Origin of the sequence: Pseudomonas sp. IT-347P (assembly GCF_949768005.1) — a bacterium.
Taxonomy (GTDB): Bacteria; Pseudomonadota; Gammaproteobacteria; order Pseudomonadales; family Pseudomonadaceae; genus Aquipseudomonas.
The window spans coordinates 328,714-344,594 of record NZ_CATKPQ010000011.1; the positions used below are offsets into that span (position 1 = coordinate 328,714).

The window sequence follows — 15,881 nt, forward strand, 5'->3', positions numbered from 1 at the left end:
CGGTGTACCGGTCAAATGTATGTCGACTGATTCACCGCCATCGCGAGCAGGCTCACTCCTACAGGTATTGCGTAAGGCTTGGGATCAGCTGAGTTCAAGCCAGATCGGCGCATGGTCCGAGGGCTTTTCCATCCCGCGCAGTTCATAGTCCACACCCGCCGCCTTCACCCGCGGCAACAAACCATGGGACGCCAGAATCACATCAATGCGCAGCCCACGTTTCGGTTCATCCTCGAACCCACGGCTGCGGTAATCGAACCAGCTGAACATGTCGGTCACGTCCGGGTTGAGGTGGCGATAGCTGTCGGTCAAACCCCAGTTTTTCAGACGTGCCATCCACTCGCGCTCTTCCGGCAGGAAGCTGCATTTACCGGTTTTCAGCCAGCGCTTCATGTTGTCCGGGCCGATGCCGATGTCGCAGTCTTCCGGGGAGATGTTCACGTCGCCCATCACCACCAGCGGCTGTTCATTGTGGAACTGGCTTTCCAGCAGTGCCTGCAGATCGCTGTAGAAGCGCTGCTTGGCGGGGAATTTGGTCGGGTGATCGCGGCTTTCACCCTGTGGGAAGTAACCATTCATGATCGTTACCGGCACGCCATTGGCGTCGGCAAAGGTGCCCCAGATAAAGCGACGCTGGGCGTCTTCTTCGTCGGTGGCGAAACCCTTGTGAATGGCGATCGGTTCCTGGCGCGAGAGCATCGCCACGCCGTAATGGCCTTTCTGGCCATGGAAATGCACGTGATAGCCGAGGGCGCGGACTTCTTCGAGCGGGAACTGGTCGTCGTGGACCTTGGTTTCCTGCAGGCCGATCACGTCCGGCTGGTGTTTTTCGATCAGCGCTGCCAGCTGATGCGGACGGGCACGCAGTCCGTTGATGTTGAAGGAAACAATCTTCATGGTCGGCAGTCCTGGCAAAAGGGCGATGCTAGCTGACAGGGGGGAAATGGGCCAGTGTGGGACAAATCATTTTGGTCTGTCGGATTTTTGTTGTTGATGAGAACGCCTTCGCGAGCAAGCCCGCTCCCACATTTTGGAACGCAATCCCCCTGTGGGAGCGGGCTTGCTCGCGAAGGCGTCCGCCCAGTCGATGAAGATCCCGAGTTGGTCTATACCTGTGGGGAACCACGCCGCCACCAAAAGGTTCGTACCAACAAGAGCGCCGCCATTTGAACGCGCCCCGGGGAGAATCATCGCCATGCCTGAAACCCAGACCGCCATCGCCGACATTCATATGCTCGACCGCGGCTATTCCCGCGAAGCCCGCTCGCTGCTGTATCAGGCCTATCGCCACGAACCGACCTTCGGCTACCTGTTCGAAGCCGAGCGCCCCGGCTACGAACAACGCGTGCGGGCAACCGTGCGGGAACTGGTCAAGCAACACTTTCTGCAGGATCTGCCGGCCATCGGCCTGCTGGTCAACGATCGCCTCATCGGCATCGCCCTGATCGCGCCGCCGCAACGGCGTTTGGGCATCACCGAAAGTTGGGCGTGGCGTTTGCGCATGGTGCTCAGCACCGGTTTCCGCTGCACCCGCCGCTATCTGGAATACCACGACGCCGTTGCCGCCTGCGTGCCCAGCGACTCGGTGCACATGCTGCCGCTGCTGGGCATTCATCCGCAGTTTCAGGGCAAACACTTCGGCGAACAATTGCTGACGGCGGTACACAACTGGTGCGCCGTCGACGAAACCTCGCAGGGCGTGGTGCTCGATACCGGCAACCCGCGTTACCTGGAGTTTTATAAACGGCAGGGTTACCAAGAGATCGGCGAAGTTGCCGTCGGGCCGGTGCGCGAACACGTATTTTTCCACGCCAATCCGCAGGTGTTACAAACTGCAACAGCATAACAATCGAACTTCTGGGGAAATTTCCTGTTCTATCACGCTCCCAAGCCCGTGATAGCATCCGCGCCTATGAAGTTTCCAGGAAGATTTACCAGTGGCGTGCTCCTGCTGTTAACCAGCTGCACGGCGCTGGCGCAAAGTGAATTGGACGTGCGGATCAAACCGTCCAACGATGAACTTAAAGCCAATATAGAAGGCTATATCGGCAGCCTCGGCGACCGTGACGAAGAAGCCCTGCTGCGCTTCAGTCGCGGCGCCGAAGAGCAGGCGCGCAAAGCGGCCCAGGCGTTGGGATACTACCAGCCGCAGATCGACAGTGACGTCAAGGGCGGCGACAAGCCGCGTCTGGTGTTGAACATCGATCCCGGCGAGCCGATTCGCCTGCGTAATGTCACCATTCGTGTCGACGGCCCGGCGGCTTCCCTCAAATCCTTTCGTGTGCCGAAAAGTGATGCGCTCAAGTCCGGCGCGGTGCTCAACCATGGCCGTTACGAAGACGCCAAAAGACTTATCCAGAATCAGGCCTCGCGCTTCGGTTTCTTCAGCGGCCACTTTACTAGCCAAAAACTCATGGTCGACCCGCGCGCCGGGGTGGCCGACGTCGAACTGATCTACGAAAGCGGCCCGCGGTATGCGCTGGGCAAAGTCAAATTCGAAGGCGACACGCCGTTCGACGAAGACCTGCTGCAACGCATGGTGCCGTTCAAGGAAGGCGAACCCTATGACTCCGAGCTGATCGCCGAACTCAACCGCGACCTGCAATCGAGCGGCTATTTCGAAGGCGTGCGTGTCGATGCCGCACCGACCACGGCAAAAAATGACGTGATCCCGGTGGACGTCAAACTCGACACGCGCAAGCCGCGCACCATGGGCCTGGGCCTCGGTTATTCGACCGACGTCGGCCCGCGCATCAAAGCCAACTGGACGCGCCACTGGGTCAACCCGCAGGGCGACAGCTATGGCTGGGAAGCCGAACTCTCGGCACCGCGGCAAAACGTCGGGCTGTTCTATGACATCCCGCTCGACCCGCCGCTGACCGACAAATTGCGTTGGGCCGGCGGTTATCAGTTCGAAGACATCGACGGTTCCGACACGCTCAGCAAACTGCTGACTTTCGGCCCGGAATGGCACAGCAAATTACCGAGTGGCTGGCAGCGGGTGATCTCGCTGAAATGGCAGCGCGAAGAATATGAACTCGGCGACGACTCGGGCCTGAGCACCTTGTTGATGCCGGGTATCAGTTACTCGTACCTGAAAAGCGACAACCGCATCGACCCGCACAACGGTTATCGCCTGAGCTTCGAAAGCAAAGTGGCGAAGGAAGGTCTCGGTTCCGACAACAACCTTTTATACGGCACGGCGCTGGTCAAAGGCCTGACCACGGTGTTCGACAAGCACCGCTTGCTCGGTCGTGTGCAGGTCGGCGGCAGCGCCACCAACGGCTACAACTCGATTCCACCATCGCTGCGGTTCTTTGCCGGCGGCGATCAGAGCGTGCGCGGTTACGACTATCAGAGTCTGTCGCCGAAAAACTCTGACGGCGACCGCATCGGCGGCCGTTATATGGTCGCCGGCAGCGTCGAGTATCAGTACTCGATCGCCGAAAAATGGCGCGTCGCGACCTTCGTCGACCAGGGCAATTCCTTCAACAAACTCGAACTGCCGAACCTCAAGACCGGGGTCGGTATTGGTGTGCGCTGGGTTTCGCCGGTGGGGCCGATCCGCCTCGACCTGGCCCACGCACTCGACGACGATGGCGGCATCCGGCTGCACTTTTCCATGGGGCCTGAGCTGTGAAGCGTGGTTTGAAAATAACGGCACTGACGCTGCTCGCGTTGGTGTTGTTGATTGTATTGAGTGTCACCGCCGTGCTCGGCACGGCGGCCGGCAGCCGTTGGGTACTGGGCCTCGTACCGGGGCTGAGCGTGGACAATTTTCAGGGTCGCCTCGGCGGGCAATGGAGCGCCGATCATCTGGTGTGGCAGCAAGGCAGCAGCCGCGTCGAGCTGAATCAGGCGATATTTGCCTGGTCGCCGCTGTGCCTGACGCGCATGACCTTGTGCATCGAACAGCTCAAGGCCGATCAGGTCATTCTGCAATTCCCGCCGAGCGAAGAAGTCACCGAAAGCGGCCCGATCAAACTGCCGGATCTGCAATTGCCGGTGGCCATCGAACTGGGCGACGTGCAGGTCGGCAGCCTGTTGTTCAATGGCAGCGAACAGCTTAAAGGTCTGCAACTGGCGGCGCACTGGACCGCTCAGGGCATGCAGATCGACAGCGTCAAATTACAGCGCGACGAGCTCAGCCTGAACCTGTCCGGCACACTCGAACCGAGCGGCAACTGGCCACTGAACATTGCCGGTGACCTGACGTTGCCATCGCCGGGTACGGGGCCGTGGGCGCTGGCCTTGAAGATTGACGGCGACCTGTTGAAAACCCTCAACCTGCACGCCGACAGCCGTGGCTACCTCGACGGTCAGTTGAGCGGCGAGCTGCAGCCACTGGTGGAAAATCAGCCGGCCAAGGTGCGCATCACTTCCCAAGCGTTCAAGCCGAGCGCCGATTTGCCGGACACCCTGCAACTCAATCAACTGGTGCTGACCGGCGAGGGCGACCTGAAAAACGGTTACCAGCTCAACGGCAACGCCACGCTGCCCGCCGACAAAGGTCCGGTGGCGCTGCTGCTCCAAGGCAAAGTCGACGCCAGCGGCGCGCAAATCGCCGGCCTCGACCTCACCGCCAACGACAAACAAGGCCTGAAACTCACCGGCAGCGTCGACTGGAGCAAAGGCCTCAGCGCCCAAGCCAATATCAACTGGCAGGATTTCCCGTGGCACCGGCTCTATAACGAAATCGATGAGCCACAAGTCGCCTTGCGTACGTTTACTGGTGAAGTCTCTTACACCGACGGTCAGTACCTCGGTAACTTCGCCGCCGCGCTGGATGGCCCGGCGGGCGCGTTCACCCTCAGCAGTCCGTTCAGCGGCAGTCTTGAACAGATCGCTTTGCCGCAGTTGAAAATGGAGGCCGGGCAGGGCAAGGCTGAAGGTCACGTCAACGTACAGTTCGCTGACGGTATCGCCTGGGATACTGCGCTGGAGCTGTCGGCGCTCAATCCGGCGTACTGGGTCGCCGAATTGCCGGGTACCCTGGCCGGGCCTTTGAAGAGCAAAGGCGAAATGAAGAACGAGCGCCTGAGCCTGACCGCTGACCTGGACCTCAAAGGCAAACTGCGCGGGCAACCGGCGATCCTCCAGGCCAAGGCTGACGGCGCGGGCGAACAGTGGAATCTCAACGCCCTGCAAATCCGCCTCGGTGACAACAGCATCAGCGGCAAGGGCAGCCTGCAACAGAAACTCACCGGGCAGATCGACATCAAGCTGTCGCGTCTGGCCCAGCTCTGGCCGCAACTGCGCGGGCAGGTCACTGGCCAGGCGAACGTCGCCGGTACGCTCAAGGCGCCGCAGGGCAAACTCGACCTGCAAGGTTCGCAACTGGCGTTTCAGGACAATCGCCTGCAAAGCCTCAACCTCGATGCCACCCTCGACAGCGCGCAACGGGCGAAGATCGATCTGAAAGGCGCCGGCATTCAGACCGGTGACACTTCATTGGGTACGCTGACTGCCAGCGCTCAAGGTGACATCAAGAGCCAGAAACTCAACCTCGACCTGATCGGGCCGAAGCTGAAACTGGCCCTCGGTCTGGACGGCAATCTGGACAAAGGCAACTGGCGCGGTCGCCTGGCCACCGGCGACATTCAAGCCGGTGGCCAGGACTGGAAACTGCAGAATCCGGCCAGACTCGAACGTCTGGCCGACGGCAAAATCAACTTCGGCGCGCATTGCTGGATGTCCGGCAATGCCAGCCTGTGCGGTGAAGATCAACGGCTGATGCCAGAGCCGAAACTGCGCTATCACCTCAAGCAATTCCCGATCGAAAGTCTGGCGCAATGGTTGCCGAAAGACTTCGCCTGGCAAGGCAAACTCAACGCCGATCTGCAACTGGATCTGCCGGCCAGCGGCCCGAACGGCGTTGTCAGCGTTGACGCCAGCGGCGGCACCTTGCGCATGCGAGAGAAAGATCAGTGGCTGGATTTCCCGTACCAGACCCTGAAACTGACCAGCAAACTCACCCCGAAGCGCGTCGACACCGAACTCAATTTCGTCGGCGGCAAACTCGGAGAACTGCTGGTGCAGGCGCAGCTCAATCCGCTGCCGAAAAACAAACCGCTGAGTGGCTCGTTCCGCCTCAGCGGGCTGGATCTGTCGGTGGCGCGGCCGTTTGTGCCGATGATCGAGAAACTCACCGGACGCCTGAATGGCAGCGGCACGATTTCCGGTGGATTGCTCGCGCCGCTGGTCAACGGCACCGTGCAACTCAGCGACGGCGAAGTGTCCGGCGCCGAGTTGCCGATGGAGCTGCAGAATCTGCAACTCACCGCTGTGATTGCCGGTGAATCGGTGCGCCTCGACGGCGGCTGGAAAAGCGGCAAGAGCGGGCAGGGCAGCCTCAACGGCAACGTCGCCTGGGGTCAGGCGCTGGTGGTTGATCTGGCGTTGAAAGGCACGCAATTGCCGGTCACCGTCGAGCCGTATGCCAAGCTGGAAGTGGCGCCGGACCTGAAGATCTCCATGGCCGGCGACGAGTTGAAAATCGCCGGCAAAGTGCAGGTGCCCAGAGGTGAAATCACTGTGCGCGAACTGCCGCCGTCAACGGTGAAAGTCTCCGACGACACGATCATCGTCGGCGCGCAGACCGAAGAGGGCAAACCACCGCTGGCGATGAAAATGGACATCGACGTGGTCGTGGGCGAAGACAAACTGGCCTTCGCCGGATTTGGCCTGACCGCCAACGTGCAAGGTCATGTGCACATCGGCGACAACATGGATACCCGCGGTGAGCTGTGGCTCAACGACGGCCGCTACAGTGCCTACGGTCAGCGCCTGCAAGTGCGCCGTGCGCGGCTGTTGTTCGCCGGCCCCCTCGATCAGCCGTATCTGGACATCGAAGCGATTCGCCAGACCGACGACGTGATCGCCGGTATTCGCCTGAGCGGCAGCGCCGAGCAGCCGACCACGCAGATCTTCTCCGAGCCGGCGATGAGTCAGGAGCAGGCGTTGTCCTATCTGGTACTCGGTCGCCCACTGAGCACCAACGGTGAAGACAACAACATGCTCGCGCAAGCGGCGCTGGGTCTGGGCTTGATGGGCAGTTCCGGGGTCACCAGCGGGCTGGCCAAGGATCTGGGGATTCAGGACTTCCAACTCGACACGGCGGGCAGCGGCGATGCCACCAGTGTTGTGGCCAGCGGCAATATTACCGAGAAGCTCAGTTTGCGTTATGGCGTTGGCGTGTTTGAACCGGCGAGTACCATTGCGTTGCGCTACAAGCTGAGCAAGAAGGTTTACGTTGAAGCGGCGAGTGGCGTTGCGAGTTCGCTGGATATTTTCTACAAGCGCGATTTCTAAAGCGCGCCCCCCTTCAAAACCGAGTCACTTCAATCGCTGGCAAGCCAGCTCTCACAAGCTTCTGCGGCGTACATGATTGTTGTGTGCGCCAAGGGCTTTGTGGGAGCTGGCTTGCCAGCGATGGCGTCCGCCCATGCAACACAAAAACCCAGTCCACTGGTCAACTAATTACCAAGCCCCCTAACTATTGCGTTGACATTCGCTGCCTAGGCAGTAACATCTCGACATACATTCACTGCCTAGGCAGTTATTAGGTGCGCAAATGAAGCATTTCACTCCGGACGAATTCAAACACTGCCATCTCGGCCTGTTGCTTGGCCGTGCTGCGCTGCTCAAGGACCGGATCATCGACACCCACATGGAACCCCACGGCATCACCGCCGCGCAGTTCAAGGTGTTGATCATCATGGCCCAGTTCGGCGTCGACACCCCGGCCGAGCTGTGCCGGCAACTCTCGCTGGACAGCGGTTCGATGACACGCATGCTCGATCGTCTGGAGCAGAAAGGTTTCCTCGCTCGCCAGCGCAGCGAAGGCGATCGCCGTCAGGTCCAGCTCAAGCTCACCGAGCAGGGCGAGCAATTGATGGATCGCCTGCCGTACATCGGCGCCGAGGCGATGAATGAACTGGCCGGCGCCATCTCCCGGGAAGAGTTGAAGACCCTGGAATACATCCTCAAGAAAATCCTGCTGGCCGCCGGTGACCCGATCACTATCCAGCGCTTAGGTGAACACAATGAGCGGTAAAACCCTGCGCAGCAGCCTGACCCTGGTGCTGTCGGCGATGATTCTGGCCGGTTGCGCCAACTACAGCGGTCTCGACACTGAAGGTCAGCGCCTTGATGCCGCGAAGTTGAAGACAGCGCAGTCTCTCGAAGGCGTCACCCTGTCAGCGGCCGCCTGGCCGAAGAGTGACTGGTGGACCAGTCTCGGCGACCCGCAGCTCGATGGCTTGATTCGCGAAGCCCTGCACGACAGCCCGGACATGCAGATCGCCGAAGCCCGTGCCCATCAGGCCAGCGCCGCGGCGTATGCCGCCGATGCCGAACGCTACCCGACCCTCGACGCCAGCGCCGGCATCAGCCGTTCGCGGCTGGCCCGGGATCAGGATCCGCTGGGGCAGGGTGGGGCTTATTCGACGGTGCGCAATGTCAGCGCCGGCTTCAATTACAACTTCGACCTCTGGGGCGGCCAGCGTGATGCCTGGGAAGCTGCGCTCGGTGAGGCCCGCGCCGCTGAAGTCGACCGTCAGGCCGCGCAGTTGACCCTCGCCGCTGATGTCGCTCGCGCTTACAGCGATCTCGGTCAGGCACACATCGTTTATGACCTGGCCAATGAAGACCTCAAGCGCACCCGGCAAATGCTCGACCTGAGCCAGCGTCGCCTCAGTTCCGGGATCGACAGCCAGTACCAGTTTCAGCAAACCCAGAGTCTGGAAGCCAGTTCTCAGGCCAGCCTGATCGATGCAGAAAAGCGCCTGAACAGCGCAAAAATCGCCTTGGCCGTGCTGCTCGGCAAAGGCCCGGATCGCGGCAACGAGATCGCCCGACCGAAAGTCCTGCAAGCCAGCGCCGTGGCGGTGCCGTCGGTGCTGCCGGCGGAGCTGCTCGGTCGGCGCCCGGATCTGGTCGCTGCCCGTTGGCGCGTCGAAGCGGCGAGCAAGGACATCGACTCGGCGAAAACCCGCTTCTATCCCAACTTGAACCTCACGGCCTCGGCCGGTGCCGAGTCCTTGTTGGGTGATGCGATGTTCGGTTCGGCCAGTCGTTTCTTCAACATTGCCCCGACGATTTCGGTGCCGATCTTCGACGGTGGGCGTCTGCGCGCCAACCTCGATGCGCGCGACGCCGATTACGATCTGGCGGTGGCGCAGTACAACAAAAGTCTGGTGAAGGCACTGGGCGATGTCGGCGACACGATCAACCAGCTGCGTGACATCGGTCGGCAGATCGGTGCGCAGCAACACGCCACCGACATTGCCCAGGATTCTTACAACACCGTCGTCCAGCGTTACGGTTCCGGCATCGGCAACTACCTGGACGTGCTCAGCATCGAGCAGCAATTGCTGCAGGCCCAGCGTCAACTGGCCACGCTCAATGCCGAGCAGATCGACCTGTCGATTCAACTGATGCAAGCGCTGGGCGGCGGCTTCCAGGGTGAAACCCTGACCGCAGCCAACGCCAGCCCAGCCACGCCGCACAACTAATTCAAGGTAATTGTCATGGCCACTGCCGAAAATACCCAAGCTCAAGGCAACACCCCCGATACCGGCAACCCGCGCAAACGCAAAGTGATGCTGCTGGTGCTGGCCGTTGTGGTTGCACTCGCCTGCGCCGGCGTCTGGGCGTATCACGAGTTCATCGGACGCTTTAACGAAAGCACCGACGACGCCTACGTCAACGGCAATGTCGTCGAAATCACCCCGCTGGTGACCGGCACCGTGGTCAGCATTGGTGCTGATGACGGTGATCTGGTTCACGAAGGCCAGGTGCTGATCAATTTCGACCCGAACGACGCCGAGGTCGGCCTGCAAAGTGCCAAGGCCAAGCTGGCGCGCACTGTGCGTCAGGTACGCGGCTTGTACAGCAACGTTGACGGCATGAAAGCCCAGGTCAACGCGCAACAGGCCGAAGTACAGAAAGCCCAGGACAACTACAACCGCCGGAAAAATCTGGCGCAGGGCGGGGCGATTTCCCAGGAAGAACTGTCCCACGCTCGTGATGACCTGACCTCGGCGCAAAACGCCCTGGCCAACGCCAGGCAACAACTGAAAACCACCAGCGCACTGGTCGATGACACCGTGGTGTCGTCGCACCCGGACGTGATGTCGGCGGCTGCCGATCTGCGCCAGGCCTACCTGACCAATGCCCGCAGCACCTTGATCGCGCCGGTCACCGGTTACGTCGCCAAGCGCACCGTGCAACTCGGCCAGCGCGTGCAGCCGGGCACGGCGTTAATGGCGGTGATTCCGCTGGATCAACTGTGGATCGACGCCAACTTCAAGGAAACCCAGTTGCGTGACATGCGCATCGGTCAGCCGGTGGATATCGAGTCCGATATTTACGGCAGCGACGTGAAGTACAGCGGCACCGTCGACAGCCTCGGCGCTGGTACCGGTAGTGCGTTCGCCCTGTTGCCTGCGCAGAACGCCACCGGTAACTGGATCAAGATCGTGCAGCGTGTACCGGTGCGGATTCACATCAACGCCGAAGAACTGGCCAAGCATCCGCTGCGTGTCGGTCTGTCGACCAATGTTGAAGTGAACCTGCACGACCAGAGCGGCCCGGTGCTGGCGCAGCAGCCGCCGCAAAAGGCCTCGTTCAGCACCAACGTCTACGACCGCCAACTGGCCGAAGCCGACGCGATGATTGCGCAGCTGATCCACGACAACAGCGCCGCGCTCAGCAAAACCGCGCAACGCTGATACCGACTCCGCCCCTGTGGGAGCGGGCTTGCTCGCGAATGCTGACTGACATCCAACATAGCCGTTGACTGACACACCGCTTTCGCGAGCAAGCCCGCTCCCACAAGGGCCGAGGCAGCGCCACTTGGTTTCATAGGATTCACAATGAGCAATAACGCCTCTTTCACGCCGCCCAGCCTGTTGCTCAGCACCATTGGCCTGTCGCTGGCGACGTTCATGCAAGTGCTCGACACCACCATTGCCAACGTGGCGCTGCCGACGATTTCCGGCAACCTCGGGGTGAGTTCGGAGCAGGGCACCTGGGTGATCACCTCGTTCGCCGTGAGCAACGCGATTGCGCTGCCGCTGACCGGTTGGCTCAGCCGCCGTTTCGGCGAGGTGAAGCTGTTTCTCTGGGCCACGATTCTGTTTGTGCTGGCCTCGTTTCTCTGTGGTATCTCGACATCGATGCCGGAACTGATCGGCTTCCGTGTGCTGCAAGGCCTGGTCGCCGGGCCGCTGTATCCGATGACGCAAACCCTGTTGATCGCGGTCTATCCGCCGGCGAGGCGAGGCATGGCCCTGGCGTTGCTGGCGATGGTCACGGTGGTCGCGCCGATTGCAGGTCCCATTCTCGGTGGCTGGATTACCGACAGTTACAGCTGGCCGTGGATCTTTTTCATCAACGTACCGATCGGCATCTTTGCGGTGATGGTGGTGCGTTCGCAACTGGCCAAACGTCCGGTGGAAACCAGCCGTCAGCCGATGGATTACGTCGGCCTGATCACGCTGATCATTGGCGTCGGCGCGTTGCAGGTGATCCTCGACAAGGGCAATGACCTGGATTGGTTCGAGTCGAATTTCATCATTGTCGGCGCGGCGATTTCGCTGATCGCACTGGCGGTGTTCGTCATCTGGGAAATGACCGATCAGCATCCGGTGGTCAACCTGCGGCTGTTTGCCTACCGCAACTTCCGCATCGGTACGCTGGTGTTGGTGCTGGGTTACGCCGGGTTCTTCGGCATCAACCTGATCCTGCCACAATGGTTACAGACGCAAATGGGCTACACCGCAACCTGGGCGGGTCTGGCCGTGGCGCCGATCGGGATTCTGCCGGTGTTGCTGTCGCCGTTTGTCGGCAAGTACGCGAACAAGTTCGACCTGCGCTTACTGGCCGGGCTGGCGTTTCTGGCGATTGGCTTGAGTTGCTTTATGCGGGCGGGATTCACCAATGAGGTCGACTTCCAGCACATTGCGCTGGTGCAGTTGTTCATGGGCATTGGTGTGGCGCTGTTCTTCATGCCGACCTTGAGCATTCTGATGTCGGACTTGCCGCCGAGCCAGATTGCCGATGGCGCGGGTCTTGCGACTTTTCTGCGGACGTTGGGCGGTAGCTTTGCGGCGTCGCTGACCACGTGGATCTGGATTCGTCGGGCGGATCAGCATCATGCGTACATGAGTGAGAGCATCAGCACCTTCGAACCGGCGACGCGCGAGACCTTGAATCAGTTGGGCGGTGCGAGCCAATCGGCGTATGCGCAGATGGATCAGATCCTGACCAGCCAGGCGTATATGCTCTCCACCGTGGATTACTTCACGCTGCTGGGTTGGGGCTTTATGGGGTTGATTCTGATTGTGTGGCTGGCGAAACCGCCGTTTGCTGCCAAGGCAGGCCCGGCGGCGTCCGGGCACTAAGATCAAAAGCCCCTCACCCTAGCCCTCTCCCGGAGGGAGAGGGGACTGACCGAGTTGATTGTTAGAGGTACGCCGACTTGCAATACCGAGTCGAACTCAGGTTTTGAAAAGCATAGAGAGCCGGCTCCCTTTCCCCTTCACCCCGTGGGGGAGAGGGGACTGACAGACTTCAGTCGAACTCAGGTTTGAACAGCATAAAGATCGGCTCCCTTTCCCCCTCGCCCCCTGGGGGAGAGGGCTGGGGTGAGGGGGTAGCGATCTTCAGCCGTGCGGCAAAGCCAGCGGCGGGGCGAAGTCGAACGGCGCCAACGCGTAGCCGCTCTCATCCACCTGCAACGCCCAACCCTGCCGATCCCAATCCCCCAGCACAATCCGCTTCGCCGCCTGCTCACCGAGCTGCAACTTGTGGATCGCCGGACGATGGGTATGCCCGTGAATCAACGTCTTCACGCCAAATTCCTGCATGGTCCGCGGAATCTCCTCCGGCGTGACATCGACAATGTCATTGGCCTTCATCCGCGTCTGTGCCTTGCTCTCGCTGCGCAGTTTGCGCGCCAGTTTGTGACGTGTACTCAGCGGCAGGTTACGCAGGATAAACAGCGTGATCGGATTCCGCAGATAACGCCGCAGCTTCATATAACCGACGTCGCGGGTGCACAGGCTGTCGCCGTGCATCAATAGCACCGGCTCGCCGTAAAACTGCACGACACTCGGATCCTTCAACAACGTACAGCCGGCCTGCTTGCAGAAGGCCTTGCCGAGCATGAAGTCGCGATTGCCGTGCATCAGAAAGATCGCCGTGCCGCTGTCGCTGAGTGCGCGCAGGGCCTGGCAGATGGAACGCTGGAAGGGTGTCATGGCGTCGTCGCCAATCCACGCTTCGAAGAAGTCGCCGAGAATGTACAACGCACTCGCCGAGCGGGCGCGTCCGGCGAGCAAATCCAGAAACGCCCGGGTGATGTCCGGGCGCTCCTCTTCCAGATGCAAGTCTGAAATCAGCAATATCACGCTTCGATGATCTCGGCTTTCTCGATGATCACGTCGTCTGCGGGTACGTCCTGGTGGCCGGCCTTGGAAGTGGTCGATACACCTTTGATCTTGTCGACAACGTCGGTGCCGGCGGTCACTTTACCGAATACCGCGTAGCCCCAGCCCTGAGTGGTCTTGGAGCTGTGGTTCAGGAAGCTGTTGTCAGCCACGTTGATGAAGAACTGCGCCGAAGCCGAATGCGGCTCCATGGTGCGTGCCATGGCAACGGTGTACTTCTCGTTCGGCAGGCCGTTGTCAGCTTCGTTCTGGATGCTTGGACGCTTGTCTTTCTTTTCCTTCATGCCTGGCTCGAAACCGCCGCCCTGGATCATGAAGTTGCCGATGACACGGTGGAATACGGTGTTGGTGTAGTGACCGGCGTTGACGTACTCGATGAAGTTGGCGACGGTGATCGGCGCCTTGTCAGCGTTCAGTTCGATGACGATGTCGCCATGATTGGTGGTCAATTTAACTTGAGTCATGATCGCTACTCTTTATAAGGAATTCGTGGGTAATGGGACATTTCGGCCCGTTACCGGTTCAGCCCGTGGGCCAAGGTGCGCAGTTTAGCGTGACAGGCGCGAATTTCGAGGCAGTTTTTCCAAATCCCTGCGATTAAATGCGCTCCTTTATAGGCCGTGCTCTGTCAGCCCCTTGACAGCATCGGCTATGATAGCGGCTTTGTTTTGTCTGGCCCCCTCTGCGGCCGCGCACATGTAAGTCAAGGATCCTATGAGCAAGCCCACTGTCGACCCTACCTCGAATGCCAAGTCCGGCCCTGCCGTGCCGGTCAATTTCCTGCGGCCGATCATCCAGGCAGACCTGGACTCGGGCAAGCACACCCGGATCGTCACCCGTTTCCCGCCGGAGCCCAACGGCTACCTGCACATTGGCCACGCCAAGTCGATCTGCGTGAACTTCGGCCTGGCCCAGGAGTTCGGCGGCGTCACGCACTTGCGTTTCGACGACACCAACCCGGCCAAGGAAGATCAGGAATACATCGACGCGATCGAAGCCGACGTCAAATGGCTGGGCTTCGAGTGGTCCGGCGAAGTGCGCTACGCCTCGCAGTATTTCGACCAGTTGCACGACTGGGCGGTCGAGCTGATCAAGGCCGGCAAGGCCTACGTTGACGACCTGACCCCGGAGCAAGCCAAGGAATACCGTGGCAGCCTGACCGAGCCGGGCAAGAACAGCCCGTTCCGCGATCGTTCGGTAGAAGAGAACCTCGACTGGTTCGCCCGTATGCGTGCCGGTGAGTTCCCGGACGGCGCCCGCGTGCTGCGTGCGAAGATCGACATGGCCTCGCCGAACATGAACCTGCGCGACCCGATCATGTACCGCATCCGCCACGCCCATCACCACCAGACCGGTGACAAGTGGTGCATCTACCCGAACTACGACTTCACCCACGGTCAGTCGGACGCCATCGAAGGCATCACCCATTCGATCTGCACCCTGGAATTCGAAAGCCATCGTCCGCTGTACGAGTGGTTCCTCGACGCCCTGCCAGTACCGGCGCACCCGCGTCAGTACGAGTTCAGCCGTCTGAACCTCAACTACACCATCACCAGCAAGCGCAAGCTCAAGCAACTGGTCGATGAAAAGCACGTCAACGGCTGGGACGATCCGCGCATGTCCACGCTGTCGGGCTTCCGCCGCCGTGGCTACACGCCGAAATCGATCCGCAACTTCTGCGAAATGGTCGGCACCAACCGTTCCGACGGCGTGGTTGACTTCGGCATGCTCGAGTTTAGCATCCGTGACGACCTCGATCAGAGCGCACCGCGTGCCATGTGCGTGCTGCGTCCGCTGAAAGTGGTGATCACCAACTACCCGGAAGGCCAGGTCGAAAACCTCGAACTGCCGCGCCACCCGAAAGAAGACATGGGCGTGCGTGCACTGCCATTCGCCCGGGAAATCTACATCGACCGTGACGACTTCATGGAAGAGCCGCCGAAGGGCTACAAACGTCTGGAACCGGCCGGTGAAGTGCGTCTGCGTGGCAGCTATGTGATCCGTGCCGATGAAGCGATCAAGGATGCTGACGGCAACATCGTCGAACTGCGTTGCTCGTACGACCCGGACACCCTCGGCAAGAACCCCGAAGGGCGCAAGGTCAAAGGCGTGATTCACTGGGTGCCGGCCGCTGCCAGCGTCGAGTGCGAAGTGCGTCTGTACGATCGCCTGTTCCGTTCGCCGAATCCTGAGAAGGCTGAAGACAGCGCAAGTTTCCTCGACAACATCAACCCTGATTCGCTGCAGGTACTCACCGGTTGTCGTGCTGAGCCATCGCTTGGCAATGCACAGCCGGAAGACCGTTTCCAGTTCGAGCGCGAAGGCTACTTCGTCGCGGATTTGAAGGACTCGAAACCCGGTCAGCCGGTATTCAACCGTACCGTGACCCTGCGTGATTCGTGGGGCCAGTGATTCAGCGTCAAGGAA

At 60.5% G+C, this 15,881-nt stretch carries 11 protein-coding genes; 8 read left to right on the forward strand and 3 right to left on the reverse strand.

What is annotated here, in order from left to right; translation table 11 throughout:
• Positions 1–84: 84 nt before the first annotated feature.
• Positions 85–897, reverse strand: coding sequence for an exodeoxyribonuclease III (xthA, locus tag ACM6IV_RS05475; RefSeq protein ID WP_414869056.1), 813 nt, complete (start codon positions 895–897; stop codon positions 85–87).
• A gap of 298 nt (positions 898–1,195) precedes the next feature.
• On the opposite strand from xthA, the gene ACM6IV_RS05480 reads away from it, so the two are divergent.
• The 7 genes from ACM6IV_RS05480 to ACM6IV_RS05510 all read left to right on the forward strand — a co-directional run bounded on the left by ACM6IV_RS05480 (position 1,196) and on the right by ACM6IV_RS05510 (position 12,407).
• Positions 1,196–1,846, forward strand: a complete 651-nt coding sequence (locus ACM6IV_RS05480; RefSeq protein WP_064389274.1) for a GNAT family N-acetyltransferase — start codon at positions 1,196–1,198, stop codon at positions 1,844–1,846.
• 66 nt (positions 1,847–1,912) lie between these two features.
• Complete coding sequence (locus ACM6IV_RS05485; protein ID WP_414869057.1) at positions 1,913–3,640, forward strand: autotransporter assembly complex protein TamA; 1,728 nt, start codon at positions 1,913–1,915, stop codon at positions 3,638–3,640.
• On the forward strand, positions 3,637–7,311 hold the full coding sequence (locus tag ACM6IV_RS05490; RefSeq protein WP_414869058.1) for a translocation/assembly module TamB domain-containing protein: 3,675 nt from the start codon (positions 3,637–3,639) through the stop codon (positions 7,309–7,311). Before ACM6IV_RS05485 ends, ACM6IV_RS05490 begins: the two co-directional genes overlap by 4 nt.
• A 262-nt stretch (positions 7,312–7,573) precedes the next feature.
• Complete coding sequence (locus ACM6IV_RS05495; protein WP_414869059.1) at positions 7,574–8,056, forward strand: MarR family winged helix-turn-helix transcriptional regulator; 483 nt, start codon at positions 7,574–7,576, stop codon at positions 8,054–8,056.
• Positions 8,046–9,515, forward strand: coding sequence for an efflux transporter outer membrane subunit (locus ACM6IV_RS05500; protein WP_414869060.1), 1,470 nt, complete (start codon positions 8,046–8,048; stop codon positions 9,513–9,515). The genes ACM6IV_RS05495 and ACM6IV_RS05500 overlap by 11 nt, the downstream gene beginning before the upstream one ends.
• Before the next feature lie 15 nt (positions 9,516–9,530).
• Positions 9,531–10,733 (forward strand): efflux RND transporter periplasmic adaptor subunit, encoded by a 1,203-nt coding sequence (locus tag ACM6IV_RS05505; protein ID WP_414869061.1) that lies wholly within the window; start codon positions 9,531–9,533, stop codon positions 10,731–10,733.
• Between the two features lie 144 nt (positions 10,734–10,877).
• A complete protein-coding gene (locus ACM6IV_RS05510; RefSeq protein ID WP_414869062.1) occupies positions 10,878–12,407 on the forward strand; it encodes a DHA2 family efflux MFS transporter permease subunit in 1,530 nt (509 codons plus the stop codon).
• Between the two features lie 261 nt (positions 12,408–12,668).
• On the opposite strand, the gene lpxH is transcribed toward ACM6IV_RS05510, so the two are convergent.
• On the reverse strand, positions 12,669–13,415 hold the full coding sequence (lpxH, locus tag ACM6IV_RS05515) for a UDP-2,3-diacylglucosamine diphosphatase (protein WP_414869063.1): 747 nt from the start codon (positions 13,413–13,415) through the stop codon (positions 12,669–12,671).
• Complete coding sequence (locus ACM6IV_RS05520) at positions 13,412–13,918, reverse strand: peptidylprolyl isomerase (RefSeq protein WP_414869064.1); 507 nt, start codon at positions 13,916–13,918, stop codon at positions 13,412–13,414. The genes lpxH and ACM6IV_RS05520 overlap by 4 nt, the downstream gene beginning before the upstream one ends.
• Before the next feature lie 250 nt (positions 13,919–14,168).
• On the opposite strand from ACM6IV_RS05520, the gene ACM6IV_RS05525 reads away from it, so the two are divergent.
• Entirely contained in the window at positions 14,169–15,866 is a 1,698-nt protein-coding gene (locus ACM6IV_RS05525) for a glutamine--tRNA ligase/YqeY domain fusion protein (RefSeq protein WP_414869065.1), read from the forward strand.
• The last annotated feature ends 15 nt before the right edge of the window (positions 15,867–15,881 follow it).

Coding starts and splice junctions, on each gene's coding strand:
- xthA (WP_414869056.1), bottom strand. CDS start 897: ATGAAGATTGTTTCCTTCAACATCAACGGACTGCGTGCCCGTCCGCAT.
- ACM6IV_RS05480 (WP_064389274.1), top strand. CDS start 1,196: ATGCCTGAAACCCAGACCGCCATCGCCGACATTCATATGCTCGACCGC.
- ACM6IV_RS05485 (WP_414869057.1), top strand. CDS start 1,913: ATGAAGTTTCCAGGAAGATTTACCAGTGGCGTGCTCCTGCTGTTAACC.
- ACM6IV_RS05495 (WP_414869059.1), top strand. CDS start 7,574: ATGAAGCATTTCACTCCGGACGAATTCAAACACTGCCATCTCGGCCTG.
- ACM6IV_RS05500 (WP_414869060.1), top strand. CDS start 8,046: ATGAGCGGTAAAACCCTGCGCAGCAGCCTGACCCTGGTGCTGTCGGCG.
- ACM6IV_RS05505 (WP_414869061.1), top strand. CDS start 9,531: ATGGCCACTGCCGAAAATACCCAAGCTCAAGGCAACACCCCCGATACC.
- ACM6IV_RS05510 (WP_414869062.1), top strand. CDS start 10,878: ATGAGCAATAACGCCTCTTTCACGCCGCCCAGCCTGTTGCTCAGCACC.
- ACM6IV_RS05520 (WP_414869064.1), bottom strand. CDS start 13,918: ATGACTCAAGTTAAATTGACCACCAATCATGGCGACATCGTCATCGAA.
- ACM6IV_RS05525 (WP_414869065.1), top strand. CDS start 14,169: ATGAGCAAGCCCACTGTCGACCCTACCTCGAATGCCAAGTCCGGCCCT.